13 protein-coding genes are annotated in these 18,568 nt (G+C 73.4%); 4 read left to right on the forward strand and 9 right to left on the reverse strand.

The features are described from left to right. Positions 1-4: 4 nt before the first annotated feature. Both F5972_RS01845 and F5972_RS01850 read right to left on the reverse strand, forming a co-directional pair. Positions 5-1,360, reverse strand: coding sequence for a phosphomannomutase/phosphoglucomutase (locus tag F5972_RS01845; RefSeq protein WP_150930428.1), 1,356 nt, complete (start codon positions 1,358-1,360; stop codon positions 5-7). 115 nt (positions 1,361-1,475) lie between these two features. Beyond that, a complete protein-coding gene (locus F5972_RS01850) occupies positions 1,476-1,841 on the reverse strand; it encodes a DUF3499 domain-containing protein (RefSeq protein ID WP_139573364.1) in 366 nt (121 codons plus the stop codon). A gap of 201 nt (positions 1,842-2,042) precedes the next feature. Here F5972_RS01850 and F5972_RS01855 point away from each other — a divergent pair, with 201 nt between their 5' ends. Beyond that, complete coding sequence (locus F5972_RS01855) at positions 2,043-2,510, forward strand: metallopeptidase family protein (RefSeq protein ID WP_225311091.1); 468 nt, start codon at positions 2,043-2,045, stop codon at positions 2,508-2,510. 53 nt (positions 2,511-2,563) lie between these two features. Here F5972_RS01855 and F5972_RS01860 read toward each other — a convergent pair whose 3' ends face one another. The 4 genes from F5972_RS01860 to F5972_RS01875 all read right to left on the reverse strand — a co-directional run bounded on the left by F5972_RS01860 (position 2,564) and on the right by F5972_RS01875 (position 10,287). Next, complete coding sequence (locus F5972_RS01860; RefSeq protein WP_150930430.1) at positions 2,564-4,036, reverse strand: DUF5719 family protein; 1,473 nt, start codon at positions 4,034-4,036, stop codon at positions 2,564-2,566. Next, on the reverse strand, positions 4,033-7,029 hold the full coding sequence (locus tag F5972_RS01865) for a glycosyltransferase family 2 protein (RefSeq protein ID WP_150930432.1): 2,997 nt from the start codon (positions 7,027-7,029) through the stop codon (positions 4,033-4,035). Before F5972_RS01865 ends, F5972_RS01860 begins: the two co-directional genes overlap by 4 nt. Before the next feature lie 306 nt (positions 7,030-7,335). Then, on the reverse strand, positions 7,336-7,593 hold the full coding sequence (locus F5972_RS01870; RefSeq protein WP_111701756.1) for a WhiB family transcriptional regulator: 258 nt from the start codon (positions 7,591-7,593) through the stop codon (positions 7,336-7,338). Between the two features lie 192 nt (positions 7,594-7,785). Then, positions 7,786-10,287 (reverse strand): hypothetical protein, encoded by a 2,502-nt coding sequence (locus F5972_RS01875; RefSeq protein WP_150930434.1) that lies wholly within the window; start codon positions 10,285-10,287, stop codon positions 7,786-7,788. A 172-nt stretch (positions 10,288-10,459) separates the two neighbouring features. On the opposite strand from F5972_RS01875, the gene cofD reads away from it, so the two are divergent. Together cofD and F5972_RS01885 are read left to right on the forward strand one after the other, a co-directional pair. Beyond that, complete coding sequence (gene cofD, locus F5972_RS01880; RefSeq protein ID WP_150930435.1) at positions 10,460-11,395, forward strand: 2-phospho-L-lactate transferase; 936 nt, start codon at positions 10,460-10,462, stop codon at positions 11,393-11,395. Between the two features lie 43 nt (positions 11,396-11,438). Beyond that, positions 11,439-12,863: a coenzyme F420-0:L-glutamate ligase gene (locus tag F5972_RS01885; RefSeq protein WP_191909897.1), complete on the forward strand. Its 1,425-nt coding sequence runs from the start codon at positions 11,439-11,441 to the stop codon at positions 12,861-12,863. A 99-nt stretch (positions 12,864-12,962) separates the two neighbouring features. Here the strand turns inward: F5972_RS01885 and F5972_RS01890 are convergent, their stop codons facing one another. Continuing rightward, positions 12,963-13,769, reverse strand: coding sequence for a carboxypeptidase-like regulatory domain-containing protein (locus F5972_RS01890; RefSeq protein WP_150930437.1), 807 nt, complete (start codon positions 13,767-13,769; stop codon positions 12,963-12,965). Between the two features lie 67 nt (positions 13,770-13,836). Next, positions 13,837-16,584, reverse strand: coding sequence for a bifunctional FO biosynthesis protein CofGH (locus F5972_RS01895; protein ID WP_150930439.1), 2,748 nt, complete (start codon positions 16,582-16,584; stop codon positions 13,837-13,839). A 106-nt stretch (positions 16,585-16,690) separates the two neighbouring features. Between F5972_RS01895 and F5972_RS01900 the strand changes: the two genes are divergently transcribed. Further along, positions 16,691-17,329 (forward strand): hypothetical protein, encoded by a 639-nt coding sequence (locus F5972_RS01900; RefSeq protein ID WP_150930441.1) that lies wholly within the window; start codon positions 16,691-16,693, stop codon positions 17,327-17,329. A gap of 12 nt (positions 17,330-17,341) precedes the next feature. On the opposite strand, the gene F5972_RS01905 is transcribed toward F5972_RS01900, so the two are convergent. Further along, complete coding sequence (locus tag F5972_RS01905) at positions 17,342-18,556, reverse strand: DNA-3-methyladenine glycosylase family protein (protein ID WP_225311092.1); 1,215 nt, start codon at positions 18,554-18,556, stop codon at positions 17,342-17,344. Between the last annotated feature and the right edge of the window lie 12 nt (positions 18,557-18,568).

An 18,568-nucleotide genomic window follows, 5' to 3' on the forward strand; every position in this document is an offset into this window, starting at 1 on the left:
CTCATCAGCTCCTTACGACGGCGAGCACTTCGTCGCGGACGGCGGCGACCTTCTCCTCGTCGGAGGCCTCCGCGTTGAGCCGCAGCAGCGGCTCGGTGTTCGACGGACGCAGGTTGAACCACCAGTCCGGACCGCTGACGGTGAGTCCGTCCAGCTCGTCGAAGGTAACACCCTCCCGCGCCGCGAACGTCTCCCGTACGCGGGCCAGGGCCGCCGTCTGGTCGTCCACCCTGCTGTTGATCTCTCCGGAGGCGGCGTAGCGCGAGTAACGCGACAGCACCTCCGACAGCGGCCGGTCCTGCTCGCCCAGCGCGGCGAGCACGTGCAGCGCGGCCAGCATGCCGGAGTCGGCGAACCAGAAGTCGCGGAAGTAGTAGTGGGCCGAGTGCTCGCCGCCGAAGACCGCGCCGGTGCGGGCCATCTCGGCCTTGATGAACGAGTGGCCGACGCGGGTGCGGACCGGCTTGCCGCCGTGCTCGGCGACGATCTCCGGCACGCCCTTGGACGTGATCAGGTTGTGGATGACCGTGGCACCGGGGTCCTTGGCCAGCTCGCGCACCGCGACCAGCGCGGTGATCGTGGACGGCGGCACCGACTCGCCCCGCTCATCGATGACCCAGCAGCGGTCGGCGTCGCCGTCGAAGGCGATGCCGATGTCGGCGCCCTGCGAGACGACCGCCTTCTGCAGGTCGCGCAGGTTCTCCGGCTCGATCGGGTTGGCCTCGTGGTTGGGGAAGCTGCCGTCGAGCTCGAAGTAGAGCGGGGTCAGCTCGATCGGCAGGCCCCTGAAGACCTCGGGAACCGTGTAGCCGCCCATCCCGTTGCCGGCGTCGACGACCACCTTGAGCGGCCGGATGCCCGACAGGTCGACCAGGGTCTTGAGGTGGGCGGCGTAGCCCTCCAGCAGATTGCGCTCCGTCACCGTTCCCGCACCGGGGGTGCCGCCCAGCCCGGTGTCGAGCAGCTCGGCCGCGCGGTCGCGGATCTCCAGCAGCCCGGTGTCGGTGCCCACGGGAACGGCCCCGGCGCGGCACATCTTCATGCCGTTGTATTTGGCCGGGTTGTGGCTCGCCGTGAACATCACGCCCGGCAGGTTCAGGCTGCCGCTGGCGTAGTAGAGCATGTCGGTCGAGCCGAGGCCGGCGTTGACGACGTCGGCGCCGCGGGAGGTCGCGCCCCGCGCGAAGGCCGCGGCCAGCGGGCCGGAGGTGGTGCGCATGTCGTGGGCCATCACCACCGACGTCGCACCGGTCAGCTCCACGAACGCCGCCCCTACGGCCTGCGCGATCTCCTCGTCGAGCTCGTCGGGCACCACACCGCGCACGTCGTACGCCTTGAAGATCCTGCTGAGGTCGGCCACTGCACGCCCCTAAAAGTCGTTAAGTCTTCGCACCTGAGCCTATAGCGCCTGATTGCCCCCACAACGGGCGATCCAACGCGGTGCGCGCGATCTCGTCGCGCGGAGTCTGAACGCTTCAGCGCTCCCGATTGGGCTGTGCCGACTTGAGCACGCGGAGATGGCCCCGGCGTCCCACCTCGACCGCCTGGCCGACCGGCTCTCCCGCCGCGGGAGCGGGGCGGGCGGCCTCACGGACCGCGTTCGCCAGCGCCTCCAGGTCGTCTCCGCTCGGGGACACGGACTCGGACGGAAGGCGAACGACCTCCCACCCTCGGGGCGCGGTGAGCCGTTCCGCGTGCTCCGCGCACAGGTCGTAGCAATGGGGCTCGACGTACGTCGCCAGAGGGCCGAGTACGGCGGTCGAGTCGGCGTAGACATACGTGAGTGTGAAGACGGCAGGCTGCCTGCAGGCGGTACGGGAACAGCTGCGGACGGGGCTCACGGAGGGACCGTATCCGGTCCGCGTTCACATTGCCACCACCCTGCGGCTCTTATCGAGCGTGTCGCCACAATTCAGCGTTCTAAGAAGTCCTCATGAGATTGTCGGGCAAAGCGGACACAACGCCGCGCGGTCCGTCGTACCTGCGGAAGGCGCTCAGCCGGTGTCCGGCGGATCACGCCGGGCACGCCTTAAGCTGACTGCGTGAGCGATCGGAGCGGTGACAGGCCGGACCCCCCGCGGCGGGTGCGCCGGCGCGACCGGCACGGTCGCGGGATGCGCGGCCCGCTCGCGCCCTCGCACGTCCCCATCGCCAAGTCCCGCGGGGAGCGCTTCGACGACCTGGTGCTCGACGCGGTCGACCGGCTCAAGCCCCGGTGGGGGGCCCAGCTCGCCGCCGTCGAGTTCGCCGTCGAGGAGGTGCCGCCGGCCGACGAGCTGGTGGACGGCCCGGCCCGGATGTCGTCGGACCCGATCCCGCTGGGACGGGCGGAGTCGGCCGCCGGGGACGACCCCGCGACCGTCGTGCTGTATCGCCGGCCGCTCGAGGCGCGGGCCCGCGACCGCGACACGCTCGGCACTCTGGTGCTGGACGTGGTGGTCGAGCAGGTGGCGAGCCTGCTGGGCCTCACCCCGGAGACGATCGATCCCGGCTACGACGACCGTCACTGAGACCCACCCCCTGATCAAGACGCCGAGAGACCTCGCCGTACAGGGGCCGCCGTTCAGGGGAGGACGACGCCCGGTGCGTCGACGGCCGGGGGCACCAGGGCCCAGATCCGGCCCACGGCCAGCGGCTGCGCGGTGACCAGCTGGCCGTCCTTGGTCGCCTCGTCCAGGACGCGGCCGCCGTACACCTGGCCGGAGCCGGGCAGCGGACGCACGACGACGCTGAAGGCGTCCTTGCTCCCGCGCGGAGTGAGCCTGATCTCCTGGGTGTGGGCGGCGGCCAGCTTCACCTCGACGGGGGCCGGCGCCTCCCCCTTGGCGGGCAGCAGCCGCACCTCGACGGTGGCCGGGGCGAAGGGCGCCGACAGCACCAGCCGCGAGACCTGCTTGCCACCCGTCGCCTGGGCGTCCGCGACGACGCTGCCGAGATCGATCGAGTCGGCGCCGGCCGTGAAGGCGACGTCCTGCCGGGCGCCGGTTCCGGTGATCTTCAGGCCCGCGACGATCGGCACGTCGGACTCCAGCACCAGCGCGGCGGGCTGCCCGCCGATGCCGGTGGACAGGTCGATTGAGGCCGTCGAGCCGGCCGGGACCTCGATCGTCTCCTTGTTCTTCAGCGCGTAGGAGCCGTCCTCCAGCACCGCCTTGATCCGTACGACCGTGTCGGTCTCCCCGGGCGCGGCGACGTACAGCTCGCGCTTCCCCGCGGTGCCGGGGATGCCGGGGACGACCACCCGGGTGGCGGGGGCGGCGGCGACGGGCAGCCAGTCGGCGCCCCGGCCCTCCCCGAGCACGGCCTTCACGGCGGCGGCCACCCGGCCGCTGCGGGTGCTCACCCGCAACGCCATGATCAGCGGGGACGGCGCGAGGTCGCGCAGCCTGATCACGCGATGCCCGCCGGGCTTGACGACCGCGCCGTTGCCACGCTCGCTCAGCACCGGGCCCTCGCCCGAGTAGACCATGAACGTGATGTCGGCCGGGGCGGAGTCCGGGTTGGCGAGATAGAGGGTCATCTCGGCGGCGGCGGGGCCCGGCCCGACGAACCAGGTGTCGGCGCCCGGCTCGACGCAACGCACCCCGGCGAGGCCCCGCTGGGCGCCGGAGGTCTCCCTGGCGGTCTGCGCGCTCTCCAGCCCGGCGGCCATCGAGCCGGTGCCGACGACCATGAGAGGGCCGCCTCCGGAGGCGATCTCCCGCTGCCACAGCAGACCCGGCCGGTCGATGACAGCGTCCTTCTCCCCCGGGTCCTCGCCTGTCTTCTTGTCCGCGCCCTTCGCGTCCGGGGCGGCGATCGCCGACAGGGTGGCGCTGCCCGGTCCGCCGGCGCCGGGCGGGGTGACCACGCTCACCCTGCTGCCCGCCGGAGCCGGGCACACGGCCGTCACCGACTCGACGGGCGCCCTGACGGCCTGCGGCCGCACCTGGGTCACGGGGGCGGGCCTGCTGACGAAGGCCACGCCGAAGAGCGCGCCCATCGCGATCAGCACGAGGGCGAGCAGGCCGAAGCGGTTCTCGATCAGTCTTCTCACGCGGGCACCGTTTCTTCCCTGCCCCTGTCGTCGCCGCCCCTGTCCTCGCCGCCTCTGCCGCGGCCTCCGCCTTCCCGGCCCCTGTCACCGCGGGCCCTGCCATCGCGGCCCTTGTCGTTCCGGCCCTTGTCGTCCCGCGCGCGGCGGCGGCCCCGCGGCCCCTCCTCGGCCGGAGAGTCGGTGTAGTCACCGTCCGCCGGATCCGTCGTACGGGCGCCGGGCGAGGCCAGCACGAGCACGAGCACGAGCAGCGCGCCCTGCGCCCACAGCCACCCGCGGTGCAGGGCGCTCCCGGAAACCGCGGGCGGCGGCATGGTGACCTGGCCCGACATGCGCCACAGGCCCCCCGCCTCCGACAGGCTCCTCCTGGCCAGGGCGGGCTCGGAGTCGAGCGCCCGTTGCAGCGCCGGATCGACCGGGGCGGGCACCGACACGAAGCGGACTCCGGACGACGCGAGCGTCCGCGCGTACTCGCCACCCCGCCCGGAGGCGAGCCCGGCGACCGCCGCACCGAAGCGGGCGCTCGCCTCACCCGGCGGTTCCAGGTCGGACTCTCCGATCAGCGGGCCCCGGCCGCGCAGCAGCGTGTAGCCGACCTCGCCGTCCCTGGCCCGCAGCAGCAGCGTGCCCTCTCCCGGTGCCGACTCGACCGCGGCGAGCAGCGGCACGGGATCGGCCACATCGTGCCGCAGCGGGCCGTCCGCGCCCCTGACGACCCACAGCCCGGCCGCGGCCAGCGGCGTGGCGAAGGCCACCACGACGATGAGCATCGCCCCCAGGCGGCGCAGCCCGCGGGCGGCGCGGAACTCGGTGATCCGGTGCGCGGGGTGCGCCGCCGCGACCAGCAGGCCGGTCGCCGCGAACGCCAGCGGCACGCCGGGCCAGACGGGGACGGCTCCCCCGGTGGCCTCCCCGAGCGCTCCTCCCACGTGGACGGTGATCCGGCTGACCACGATCGCCACCAGCAGGCCGAAGAGCATCACGCCCCAGCCGATCGCGACGACCATCTGGTGCCGCCGCAGCAGCAGGGCGGCCAGCGCGACCGCGACGAGGCCGGCCGTCGCCCACACGGGCGGCACCCCCGGGCCGCCGGGGCTCAGCATGAGCAGCGACTCCGCGGCGAGCCGGGGGTCGGAGAGCCGGGGATCGTGCAGGCCGGACTCCAGCAGGATGCGCCCCGGCTCCTGAGCGATCTGGACCAGCCACGGGAACAGCAGGACGACCGGGGTGCCGAGACCGATCGCGATCGACCTCGTGACTCCCCTGCGGATGCCGCCGAACGACACCGCGGCGAGGCCACCGAGGATCGCCACCAGCACGTAAACGAGCGGGACGAACGCCGTGCCCACGGCCAGGAGCAGGCCGAACCCCCAGGCGGCCCGGCTCGACCCGGCCATCACCCGGATGGCGAGCGCCGCGTAGACCGGCAGCAGCACGATCACGATCGCGGTGCCGAGCCGTCCGCCCGCCACCGCGCCCGTCGTGACCGGCAGCAGCGCGTAGGTGGCGGCCAGCCAGACCCGCGCCGGCGTGTAGGGGATCATCCGCTTCGTCGCGGCGTACGCCGAGAACCCGGCCAGCGGCACGCAGCCGAGCAGCAGCACGCCGACGACCAGCCACGTCTTGCCGAGCGCGAGCGCCGACAGCCCGGCCAGCACGGCGACGTACGGCGGGGCCCAGGTGCCGGAGCCGAGCCCGGCGGCGTGGTAATCCTCGACGTAGAGCCGCCAGAGGTCGGCCGCGCTCCCGGTGACCGGCACCAGCGCACCGCCGCCGAGCAGGCCGCCCGGCAGCAGCGTCCGTTCGGCGGCGACCGTGATGACGGCCAGGATCAGGCAGAGCACCACTCCGGGGCTGCTCAGCAGGCGCTGGACGCCTCCGGAGTCGGTGAGCAGTTCGTCGCCGTCCTCCTCGCCGGGGTCGGCGGCGGCGTGGTGGCGGCCCGCCGAGTCGACCGGGCCCGTCCCGGCGAGGAAGCCCTGCACCATGTCGGCGAGGCGGCGCAGCGCGGCGCCGGGCGGGGTGAGCTTGCGCCTGATCGCGGGCCAGCTCTGCTTCCTGCCGTTCCTGCGCGCCTTGCGGGCCCGCAGCAGGCGCCACGGACGGCCGAGGACCGAGCCGAGCGCGGCCACTTCGTCCAGGGCGTTGGCCGGCTGCTTGGCCAGCAGGAACAGCAGGGCCCGCAGCGCCGACCCGAAGACGTTGCGCAGCACGGACCGCGCGAACGCGCCGAACGGGAGGTTCGCCATCAGGACGAACAGGCCGTTGCGCCGGTCGAGCCTGCGCGGGTGCTCCTCGCTCGTGGAGATGCGGCGGCGGCGCCGTGCGGACGCCTCGGCGTGCCAGGCCACCGCGTCGCTCACGTTCAGCACGCGGTGTCCCGCCGCGCGGGCGCGCCAGCACAGGTCGAGGTCGTCGCGGAACAGCGGCAGGGAGGTGTCGAGGCCGGACAGCTCGTCCCAGACGTCCCTGCGGATGAGCATGCCCGCCGTCGAGACCGACAGGACGTCGGCGATCTCGTCGTGCTGGCCCTGGTCGTACTCCCTCGGCTCCAGGCCGGTGTCGCGCCGTCCGGACCTGCTGACGGTCACGCCCATCTCCAGCAGCACCCGCCGGTCGAGCCAGTCACGCAGCTTGGGGCCGAGGATCGCGGCCTTCGGGTCGTGGTCGGCGGCCCACAGCAGGGCCTGCAGCGCGCCCGCGTCGGGAGCGCAGTCGTCGTGGAGCAGCCAGACCCACTCCTGGCCGGGCGCGGGCGGCAGCCGCCGCAGCACCTCGTGGACGGCCTCGCCGAATCCGGTGGACCTCGGCATGGTCAGCACGTTGTGCGAGCCGAACGCCTCGGTCAGCAGCTTCGCACTGCCGTCCCGGCTGCCGTTGTCGACACCGACGACACGGTCGAGAGGCCGGGTCTGGCGCGGCAGCGCCGCCAGCGTCTCCTTGAGCCAGCGGGCGCCGTCGTGAGCGACGACGATCGCGGTCACCGAGTGCACGTCGAGTCCTAAGGGGGTCGTACGGCTGAGCGCCGACCACGATACGGCAACCCGGACTCACCCGATCACATCCAGGCGAAACAGGATGTCAGCACAGACTTCGGAGGCACTCCGCCGCCGACGCCGCTCCCAGGACGAACCACCGCACACGACCCCCGCCGGACCCGTACAGAGGGCCCGTACGCGCACCTCGCCGGACACAGGCCACGCGGGAGGCGAACCTCGCCGGGCCGAACTCCGCCGGACCGAACCGCGCCGGACATGAACGCGGGGCCGCGCGCCGAGCGCGCGGCCCCGTTCGCGTCGTCAGACGGCCTGGCGCTTCATCTTGCGTCGCTCGCGCTCGGACAGACCGCCCCAGATGCCGAAACGCTCGTCATGCTGGAGCGCGTACTCAAGGCACTCCGCACGAACCTCGCACGAACGGCACACCTTCTTGGCTTCCCTGGTGGAGCCGCCCTTCTCAGGAAAGAACGCCTCAGGATCGGTCTGCGCGCACAGGGCGCGTTCCTGCCACCCAAGATCTTCACCATCGAGCGCCTGTGCCATGACCAGCTCGGTCATTGCACACCTCCCTGTCGCTCGCCCGCCCACATGAGGCCCCCCATAAAAACGCCTGCCCCATACCCACCCTTGGGAAGGCGTAACAACATGTCTGTAATTACACGCGCGTGGCGCGTGTGGCGTCAAGCGGCATAACGATACCCGGGGAAAGACCTGCTTGCCCCGGTTCGTATGCCCCGTTGTTCGGTCCTGTCAGCGTTCGGAACCATACCAAGGGAGGTTGGGGTCGGTTCCGCGGCCTGCCTGATCGGGGGCGGAACCTTCCTCATACTTTGCCTGCGACCTGTCCGGGGTGTAGATCGCCGTCGGATCGATGGGCTCCTCCCGCCGCAGCGGGTCGGTGAGCGGGTCGCCGCGGTAGGCGGAGGGATCGAAGCGCAGGGTCTGCTCGCCGGGTCCCGGCGGCGGGGCCTGGAACGGCGCGGGCTCGGAGCTCTGGGGGTGGCCGAGCGGGTTGTCGTAGTACTCGGGCAGGTCCTGCGGACCGGTGGGGTGGTCCGGCAGGGCGATCTTCTGGTAGCTCTGCGCCTGCTGGTAGGCCTGCGCGAGCTGCTGTTCCCTCGGGTCGGCCGGGCTCTCGTACGCGGGGGGAGCGTCGTAGGCCGGGCCGCCCGCCGCGGGCTCGGAGCCGGGGTATCCGGAGTGACCGTACGGCTGGTCCTGCTCGTACGGCCTGCCCTCGGCGCCGGCCGGGGGGAAGCCGGGGCCTTCGGGCGGGTTGGGGAAGCGGCCGTAGCCGCCGGTCTCGCTCTGCTGGCCGGCGTAGCCGTACTGGTCGAACACCGGGCCCTGCGGCGGGGCGGAGTAGTCGGACCGCTGGTGGGCGGGAAGGGCCTCCGGCTGCCTGCCGTAGGCGCCGCTGTCGCCCTGCTGACCGTAGGCGCCGTTGTCACCCTGACCACTGTGCGAGCCGCTGTCGCCCTGGTGACCGTAGGAAGCACCGCCGGGCTGCTGGCCGTAGGAAGTGCCGGCGGGCTGCTGGCCATAGGCGCTGTTGTCGCCGTGCCGGCCGTAGGAGCCGCCCTCGGACTGCTGACCGTAGGAGGCACTGCCCGGCTGCTGACCGTAGGACTCGCTGGCGGGCTGCTGGCCGTAGGGGGCGGCCTCCGGCTGCCCGCCGTACCGTCCGCTTTCCGGCTGGCCCGCGTGCTGACCGGCGGAGGGCCGCTCCTGCTGGTAGCCCGGCGCGCCGTAGTCGGAGTAGTGCGCGCCGGTCTGGAGGTCCTGGATCGACGGCCGCGCCTGCTGCTCGGCCTGCCACGGCTGCTGCACCTGTGTCTGTCCTTGGCCCTGTGCCTGTGCCTGCGGGCTCTGGGGGTTGACCGGCGTGCCGGGCTGCCCGAACAGCGGAGGCTGCGGGGCGGTGGAGGCGGGGGTGTAGCCGCCCTGCGCCTCGTAGGCGTCACCCTGTCCGGTGGCCGCGCCGCCGTACGGCTGACGCGGCTGGTCCTGGCCGTAGACGTCCTGGGGCCGCTCCTGGCCGAAGGCGCCCTGGCCGCGTTCCTGGGCGTAGGACGCGTGCGGCCGGTCCTGCGGAGCGTAGGTCTCCTGGCCGTACTGCTGCTCGGCGGCCATCGCGGGCTGGGGATAGCCGGGAGCACCCTGGGCCTGTTCCTGCCGCGCCGCCGGTGCCTGCTGGCCGTGCTGTGCCTGCTGTGTCTGGGGATCGCCGTACGCCGGGGCCTGGACGGGACCGCCGCCCGGCGCGGACATCCCGGCGTGCTGACCCGTGTGCTGAGCAGCGTGCTCACCGAAGGTGGGCTGACCGGCGTGGTGGGGGTTCTGCGAGCCGTTCTGTCGGCCCTGGTCGGGCTCGCCGTGGAGGTCGTGGGTGCCGGGCTGCCGGCCCTGCCCCTCGTGGCCCGGCCCCTGCTGACCAGAACTCTGCTGGCCGTACGCCTGCGGACCGTGGCCCTGCTCCCCCGGACCCTGCTGGCCTGGCCCCTGTGGAACGGAAGCGTGCTGAACGGAAGCGTGCTGGCCGGGGCCCTGCTGCCGGTCGGCGGGCATGCCGTTGTGGGCCGGTCCGCCGGAGGCCGCGCCATTGGGGACCGCGCCGTTCGGAACCGCGCCGTTGGCGACCGGGACGCCCTGCGGCTGGCCCTGGTGCTGGCTCTGCGGCTGTCCCTGGGGCTGGCCGTAGGACGACGGGCGGCCCTGGGCGTCGCCGTACCCCTGCGGCAGCGCCGGGACGTTCGGCCGGGACGGATAGGCGTCGTCGCGCCGGCCGAAGAAGTCAGCCGCGGGCCGCTGCCCGGACTGGAGCGCGGTGGCCGTGCTCAGCGCGAACAGCGCCCCGAAGACGGCGAGAGCGAGCATCGGCAGGCCGGTGATCAGGTATTCGAAGCGGTCGCGGAAGCTCGGCAGGTCGCCCACGAGGACGCCCAGCACGCCGATCACGCCGAAGACGACGCCGAGGCCGAGCGACCCGGCCGCGCCCAGCGCCACCAGGCGGGCCCGTGGCGTCGGGGCGCCCGCCTTGGCCACGAGCAGCACCGCGCCGGCCGCCAGCGCGGTCGACAAGGGAGAAGCGAGAGTGTGCAGGCTCGCGGCCGCGCGCAGGCCGAACGTGCCGCCGAGCGCGGAGGAGCCGATGAGTAACCGTGCGATTCCCACAAGGACGCTTGTGATCACCACCGCGAGCATCGTCCACGCGGCCGGCTCTCTGAGCCGGTCGGTATCGACCTTCAGCACGGCTTACCCCCAACGGTCCAGATGGCCCTCGGGGAAGTTTCGCACATGCCGGACTTAAGTGTCGGCAGTCCCAAGAACCTCACAAGCCCGACACACCCTACATTTCCCTGGTTAACGCAATAGGTGGGGTGTGGTGAGCGGCCCGCCCGTCGCCCGGTGGAAGACTGGCGGCATGCGCATCGTGTCCCTCGCCGGAGGTATCGGCGGCGCCCGCTTCCTCCGAGGTCTCAAGGCTGCGGCGCCCGGTTCGGAGATCACCGTCATCGGCAACACCGGCGACGACATCACCCTTTTCGGGCTACGGGTCTGTCCCGATCTCGACACCGTCATGTACACCCTGGGCGGCGGCATCAACGAGGAGCAGGGCTGGGGCCGGGACGGCGAAACGTTCACGGTCAAGGAGGAACTCGCCGCGTACGGCATGGAGCCGCAGTGGTTCGGCCTCGGCGACCGCGACTTCGCCACCCACATCATCCGCACCCAGATGCTGGCCGCCGGTTATCCCCTCTCTCAGGTGACCGAGGCGCTGTGCGACCGCTGGCGACCCGGGGTGCGACTGCTGCCCATGTCGGACGACCGCACCGAGACCCATGTGGTCGTCGCCGACGACGCGGGCCGGCGGGCCGTCCACTTCCAGGAGTGGTGGGTGCGGCTGCGCGCGTCCGTGCCGGCCGAGCAGATCGTGCTCGTCGGCGCCGCCGAGGCCCGCCCGGCCCCCGGCGTGCTCGACGCGATCCGCGACGCCGACCTCGTGATCCTCCCGCCGTCCAACCCGGTCGTCAGCATCGGCACGATCCTGCAGGTCCCGGGCATCCGGGCGGCGCTGGAGGACAAGACGGTCGTCGGCGTCTCCCCCATCATCGGCGGCGCTCCGGTGCGCGGCATGGCCGACGCCTGCCTGACGGCGATCGGCGTCGAGACGAGCGCCCAGGCCGTCCTCGAACTGTACGGATCGGCTCTGGTCGACGGCTGGCTGGTCGCGGAGGAGGACAAGGGCGTGGCGCTCGACGGCGTGACGGTGGAGGCCCGTCCGCTCCTGATGAGCGACCCCACGGCGACGAGGGACCTCGCCGCCGCGGCCCTCGCCCTGGCCCAGTCCCTGCGGTGACGACGTTCCGGTGATCCCCTTCCACGACGCATCGAGGCGGTTCATGACCCACATCACCGTAAGCGGCGTGACCGGCATGCCCGAGGTCGCGCCCGGCGACGACATCGCGCTGCTCGTGGCCGAGGCCGCGCCGACTCTGGAGGACGGCGACATCCTGGTCGTGACCTCCAAGATCGTGAGCAAGGCCGAGGGCCGGATCCGCCGCGGCGACGCCGCCGAAGCACCACCGCACGACCACCCACCGGCACCACCCGGCGGCGCGGCAGTGGGACGCGGAGCAGCGCCGCACGACCTCCCGCCGGCACCGGACGGCAGCGCGACGGCGGCGGGCCGCGGCGCGGCGCCGCGCGACAGCCGTACGGCCGCGATCGAGGAGGAGACGCAGCGCGTCGTCGCGCGGCGCGGTGACACGGTGATCGCGCAGACCCGGCACGGTTTCGTCATGGCCGCGGCCGGCGTGGACGCCTCCAACACCGCCCCCGGCACCGTGCTTCTGCTCCCCGAGGACCCGGACGCGTCGGCGGGCCGGATCCGCCGCGGGCTGCGCGAACGGCTCGGCGTGCGGGTCGGGGTAATCGTCTCCGACACGTTCGGCCGGCCCTGGCGGCACGGCCTCACCGACGTCGCCATCGGCGCGTCCGGCGTACGGCCCCTGGACGACCTGCGCGGCGGCGCCGACGCCTACGGCAACCCGCTGAACGCCACGGTGGTCGCGCTGGCCGACGAGATCGCGGCGGCGGGCGACCTCGCGAAGGGCAAGCTGTCCGGCGTGCCGGTGGCGGTCGTCCGCGGGCTGGGCACCCTGGTGACCGGCGAGGACGGCCCGGGCGGGCAGGCGCTGGTGCGGCCCGCCGACGAGGACATGTTCCGGTACGGCTCGGCCGACGTCGTCTTCGCCCGCCGCACGATCCGCGAGTTCTCCGGCCGGGAGGTCGACCCGGCGGCGGTGCGGCGGGCCGTGGCCGCCGCGATCGCCGCGCCCGCCCCGCACCACACCACCCCGTGGCGGTTCGTGCTGCTGGAGACCCCCCGGGCGCGTACGGAACTGCTCGACGCGATGCGGGACGCCTGGATCGCGGACCTGCGCTCCGACGGCTTCTCCGAGGAGTCGATCGCCCGCCGGATCCGGCGCGGCGACGTGCTGCGGAACGCGCCCTACCTGGCGGTGCCCTGCCTGGTCATGGACGGCTCGCACACCTACCGGGATCAGCGCAGGAACGCCGCCGAGCGGGAGATGTTCGTGGTGGCCACCGGCGCCGGGGTGCAGAACTTCCTGGTCCAGCTCGCCGTGCAGGGGCTTGGCTCGGCGTGGGTGTCGTCCACGATGTTCTGCCGCGACGTGGTCCGCAAGGTGCTCGACCTGCCCGAGAACTGGGACCCCATGGGCGCGGTCGCCGTCGGCCATCCCGCCGCGCCGCCGAAGGACCGGCCGCCGCGCGACCCGGCCGACTTCTACGTCACCCGCTGACCGTCACTTCCGGATGCATGCGGGGTGGCGCGGCCACAAGGCCGGCACGCGTCGCTGATCTGGCTCGGCTCCTGCCCCACGGAGAGCCGCCCGTCCGCGTCACCCCTGCGGGAGCCCGAGCTCCAACTCGATCCGGTAGATGCCGGTCATGAGAGGGGCGAACTCGGCGACGACCTCCTCCGCGTAGTCGCCGCCGTCGAGGAGCTTCACCCGGAGAGGGCGGCCCTCGTAGTCGGCCGCGATCCGGTAGCGGCCGATGGGTATGTCCTCCAGGCCCGAGCCGTCCCCGTTCCGGGTCGCCTGCCGCACGATCCGCGTGCCCTCGGAGCCGTCGATCAGCGGGCCCTCCGGGGTGAGGGTGAGCCGCACCTTCTCGTCGTCCAGGAAGGCGCCCGTGTTGATCTGGTCGGTCAGGTCCAGGCGGAACAGCACCTTGCTTCCGTAGAAGCCGAGATCGTCGGGCTTTTCTCCGGTGAGTCTCCAGGTGAAGTTCCTGATCGCGCCGCTGGGCCCGGCGAACGGCGCGTCGTCGTCGGGTGCCAGGCTCAGGGTGTAGTCCTGGCCGTTGTACCGCCTGACCACCGTCGCCGACGCGTGGAAGGTCGCCCTGACGTCGGTGCCGACGCGGTAGAGGCCGTCGCCACCGGTCCGCGCGACCGCGTTGCTGTTGTAGAGCAGCTGATTGTCGGCGACGATCTCGGCTCCCTCGATGGGCCTGCCCTGCGCGTCGACCACCCGCCCCTTCAGGACGCCGGGTTCGACCTCTCCTGGTTCGACCTCTCCGGGTTCCCCGCCCCGCCCGGACCGTTCCCCGCGCACCGAACCGCTCACCTGGCCTTCCTCCACGATCCCGCATCCGCTCAGAGCCGCCGTCAGCAGGACGCCGAGCGCCACTCGTCTCTCCATGCCGACGGAGATTATGATCATGATCTTGCAGTCGGCTTGGAAGCGACGTGCGGCGCGGCAGGCCGGGTTATCCGATCGGCTGCCGCCCGGCCTGCGGCGTCTCGACGAACCGGACACGGCGGACCGACTGGCACACCCCGTCACTGCGCCGGGCCGCCTCGGCCCGCTCCTCGCTCGGCCGGCCGTACGACGTGGTGCGCTGGCGGAGCGGGCGGCCGGTGGGGGCGACCATGGCCGCGATCTCACTGATCGTCTTGTAGGACCCGTTCTCCGAGCCGGCCATCCTGCTGATCGTCTCCTCCATGAGCGTGCCGCCGAGGTCGTTCACGCCTCCGGCGAGCACGTCGCGGCACAGGTCGTCGCGCAGCTTCACCCAGGAGCACTGGATGTTGCGGATCGCGCCGTGCAGCATGATCCGCGCCAGCGCGTGGACGGCCCGGTTCTCCCGCGCGGTGGGCCCCGGCCGGGCGATCCCGGCCAGGTAGATCGGGGCGCTGTGGTGGACGAACGGCAGCGGCACGAACTCGCTGAACCCGCCTGTCTCCTCCTGGATCGACCGGATCAGCCGGATGTGGCGCACCCAGTGCTCATGGGTGTCCACGTGGCCGTACATCATGGTCGAGGTCGTCGGGATGCCGACCCGGTGGGCGGTCGTGATGACCTCGACCCACTCCCGGGTGGGCAGTTTGCCCTTCGTCAGCACCCACCGGACGTCGTCGTCGAGGATCTCGGCCGCCGTGCCGGGCAGCGAGTCGACCCCCGCCTCCCTCGCGGCGTGCAGCCACTCCTCGACAGACAGGTTCGCCCGGCTCGCACCGTTGACGACCTCCATCGGCGAGAACGCGTGCACGTGGATGCCGGGACAGCGTTCCTTGACGGCGCGGGCGATGTCGAAGTAGGCCGTGCCCGGCAGGTCGGGGTGGATGCCGCCCTGCATGCACACCTCGGTCGCCCCGGCGTCCCAGGCCTCCTGCGCCCGGTCGGCCACCTCGCCCAGCGACAGGGTGTACGCGTCGGCGTCGGTGCGCCGCTGGGCGAACGCGCAGAACCGGCAGCCGGTGTAGCAGACGTTGGTGAAGTTGATGTTCCGGTTGACGACGTAGGTCACGTCGTCGCCCACCGCCTCGCGGCGCAGCCCGTCCGCGATCCGGCACAGCTCGTCCAGGCCCGCGTCGTCGGCGCCCGCGCCCGTCTGGTCTCCGGCGAGACCGAGCAGCGCCACCGCCTGCTCGTCGGTCAGCCGCGCCGGGTCCGCCTCCGCCCGCCGCAGCGCCTCCCGCACGCCGCTGTCCACCCTGCCGTACGGGTGACCGTCAGCCTGGCCGTTGACCGGGCCATCGGCCGGGTCGTCGGCGGGGTCATCGGCGGGGGTCGTGCGCGCGCCGCCGGGCAGGCGCTCGCGCAGCGCGTCCCAGTCGCCGTACACGCTGTCGAAGTCGTCGCGGCGGTCGCCCGAACGGCCCTCGGCGTCGACGGCGGTGTGCAGGTCGGCCCGTCCGCCGGTGACGAGACCTCCCAGGCCGCCGTCGGGCTCCTGCCAGGGGCGGCCGCGCGGCACGGCGCCCTCCCTGGCGAGCCCGGTGGCGGGGTCGGCCAGCGCCGCGACGTGCCCGGCGAGCCGGGGATCGAGCCAGGGCTCCCCCGCGAGCACATATTCCGGATAGATCGTCAAGCGCTCGCGCAGCGCGAACCCGGCGGCGGCGGTCCGGGCGGCGAGGTCGTCGATCTGCGGCCACGGCCGCTCGGGGTTGACGTGGTCGGGGGTCAGCGGGGAGACGCCGCCCCAGTCGTCGATTCCCGCCCGCAGCATGAGGGCGTACTCCTCGCCGATCAGGTTGGGCGGCGCCTGCACGCGGACCTTCGGCCCGAGCACCAGCCGCGTCACCGCGATCGTCGCGGCCAGTTCGTGCAGGTCGGCGTCGGGCATGCCGCGCATGGCCGTGTCGGGCTTGGCGCGGAAGTTCTGGACGATGACCTCCTGGACGCCGCCGTACTCCCGCGCCACCCGGCGGATGGCGAAGATCGACTCGGCCCGCTCCTCGATCGTCTCGCCGATGCCGATCAGCAGGCCCGTCGTGAACGGCACGCTGGAGCGGCCGGCGTCCTCCAGCACGCGCAGCCGTACGGCGGGGTCCTTGTCCGGGGAGCCGTAGTGGGCCTCGCCCTTCTCGGTGAACAGCCGCCGCGAGGTGGTCTCCAGCATCATGCCCATCGACGGCGCGACCGGCTTGAGCCGCTGGAGATCCCGCCAGGTCAGCACGCCGGGGTTCAGGTGCGGCAGCAGCCCGGTCTCCTCCAGCACGCGGATCGCCATCGCCCGGACGTACGACAGGGTGTCGTCGTACCCGTGCGCGTCGAGCCACTCGCGCGCCTGGTGCCACCGGTCCTCGGGGCGGTCGCCGAGCGTGAACAGCGCCTCCTTGCAGCCCATCTCCGCGCCCCGGCGGGCGATCTCCAGCACCTCGTCCGGCGACAGGAAGGGGGCCGGGAGCCGGTGGGGGGCGGTGGCGAACGTGCAGTAGCCGCATCTGTCCCGGCACAGCCGCGTCAGCGGGATGAACACCTTGCGGCTGTAGGTGACGACGCCGGGCCGCCCGGCCGCCTCCAGGCCCGCGTCCCGGACCCGCGAGGCGTACGCGAGCAGTGTGTCAAGATCGTCGCCGCGAGCGCGCAGCAGGACCGCCGTCTCGGCGAGATCGAGCGTCTTGCCGTCCCGGGCCCGCGCGAGCGCCCGGCGCGTCCCGCCGCCGGAGGCCGGGCCGGCGGTCGAGGTCGAAGGGGTGCCGTCGAGGTCCGGGGGTCGCTTCGCCGTCATAGCCCGCAGCCTATGAGCCCTGCGTACGGACGGCGCAGCCGCCTCCGGACCAACTCTTTGATCAGGGGCGGCGCGGCCGCGCCAGGCGGTGGGGTATCAGCCGGTCGTGTATCTCCGATCAGCAGGGGCCCGGCGACTGGTCGTCGTGACGCTCGTCTTCGGCACGCTGGGACCGCCGACGGCCCAGGCGCTCGCGGCACCGGCCCTTCGGGCGCTTCCGGTGACCGACCACGTCACCCACGGCGACCGTACCGGCCACGGCCGTCTCGCCGGAGACACGGTGCAGGCGCGACAGGCGCGGAAGGCGACGAAGGCGGGGCACACCCGAGGAGCGGGGCAGGCGCGGAAGGCGACGCGGGCACCGGAAGCGTCAGCGGCACCGCAGGCGCGAGGGGCACGGCAGGTGCCAGAAGCGCGACAGGCGCGAGGGGAAGGCCAAACACCAGGGGCTCGGCACGCGCTGGACGCCGCGCGGGTGTGGCAGGTGCGGCGCGGGCGGGGCGGCGGCTGGCAGGTCACGAGCGGCGTGCGATCGGCGAACTCGCCGCAGATCGGCAGCCCCGTGCGGCAGGTGTCCAGGGGCAGGCGCAACGTGAACGCGCCCGGAGGCAACAGCGGCTCCGCCGTCGCCGGCCTCCAGCAGGTGGCGGGCGACAGCGTCGTCCTCAACACGCTGAACGGCGGATGCCTGCCGACCGTGGTCCACTGCGGGATCAACCAGTCCCTGCGTTCCGGCGGGCGGTGACGGACGGCTCGCTCAGAAGGAGCGGTAGTCGCGGGCGGCCATGCGGGGACCGCGGGCCGGCGGCCTGACCCCGCTGAGCTCGATCAACCTGACCACCCGGTGGCGGTGGCCGCGGAACGGCTCCAGCAGTTCGAGCATGCCGGCATCGTCGGTCTTCCGGCCGGTCAGGGCGTAGCCGACGATGCCGGGCAGGTGGAAGTCGCCCACGCTCGGCGCGTCCGGGTCGCCGTGCGCACGCTGGCGCACCTCGGCCGAGGTCCACACGCCGATCCCCGGCAGCGCCCGCAGCAGCCGGTCCGCCTTCGCCGAGCCCTCGGTCCCCACAGCGACATCCACGTCGGCCACGACCTGTGCCGCGTCCGGTGCGCCCGCTGAGATCGACGCCGCGTCAGGTGACGGCACCGGGTCCGGCGGATCCGCCGACCCGGCGGCGCCTGTCGTGCGCTCCAGTTTCGCCGCGTGGCGCGCGGCGTTGACGATCGTCCTGGCCCGTACGGCCTCCGCCCCGGCCCGGTGCCAGTCCCACGACGGGACCACGCGCCACACCTCCGGCGACGGGACGACGTACATGCCCTCGGGAGCCGGGCCGGGAGCGGGCTCGCCGTACCGGCGCAGCAGGAACCGCCAGGCCCGCCACGCCTCCCTGCCGACCACCTTCTGCTCCAGCACGGCGGGCGCGAGCGCCTCGAAGACCCGCAGGCTGCGCCCGATCCGCAGCCCGCCGGAGCGTCCGGCCAGATCGGCGACGAACGCGGCGGCCCGGACGTGCCGCGGATCCGTGGAGCGGGCGAGCCGTGCGAGCAACGCGGCGAAACCGGCCACGTCGTCGTCGGCGCCCAGTAGCGAGGGAAGCATCTCCAGGAGCCACCCGGCCCCCGGGCCCCACGCCTGCCCGTGGATCTCGCCGTCGCGGCTCCCCGTCACGCGCAGGGTGCCGGGGCCTTCGGGAGTGCGCGAGGTGCGCCAGAACGCGCCGTCGGGCGTACGGCGCCAGGCGGGGTCGCCTCCCCCGCGCCGGTGCGGCGACAGCGTCAGCGCCACGTCGACCGGCGCGGCCGGCCGCCACCGCCGCTCGCGCGCCTGCGCCCCCGGACCGCGACCGGCGGGAACCCCGCGAGCGGCAACGGAAAGAGCAGCACCGGAAGTGCCGGTGCCGGGCGAGACCGCGCAGGACGGAGGGGTGCCCGCCGTGACGGGCACGCCGCCGGGCGCGGATGATCTGGGCATTCGGCTCGCCTC

It is taken from the genome of Microbispora cellulosiformans, from assembly GCF_008728085.1.
In the GTDB taxonomy this organism is placed as follows: domain Bacteria; phylum Actinomycetota; class Actinomycetes; order Streptosporangiales; family Streptosporangiaceae; genus Microbispora; species Microbispora amethystogenes.

Bases quoted from the DNA above. Each gene is read 5' to 3' on its own strand.
- F5972_RS01870 (WP_111701756.1), bottom strand. From the start codon at position 7,593: ATGACCGAGCTGGTCATGGCACAGGCGCTCGATGGTGAAGATCTTGGG.
- cofD (WP_150930435.1), top strand. From the start codon at position 10,460: ATGCGCATCGTGTCCCTCGCCGGAGGTATCGGCGGCGCCCGCTTCCTC.
- F5972_RS01885 (WP_191909897.1), top strand. From the start codon at position 11,439: ATGACCCACATCACCGTAAGCGGCGTGACCGGCATGCCCGAGGTCGCG.
- F5972_RS01890 (WP_150930437.1), bottom strand. From the start codon at position 13,769: ATGGAGAGACGAGTGGCGCTCGGCGTCCTGCTGACGGCGGCTCTGAGC.
- F5972_RS01895 (WP_150930439.1), bottom strand. From the start codon at position 16,584: ATGACGGCGAAGCGACCCCCGGACCTCGACGGCACCCCTTCGACCTCG.
- F5972_RS01905 (WP_225311092.1), bottom strand. From the start codon at position 18,556: ATGCCCAGATCATCCGCGCCCGGCGGCGTGCCCGTCACGGCGGGCACC.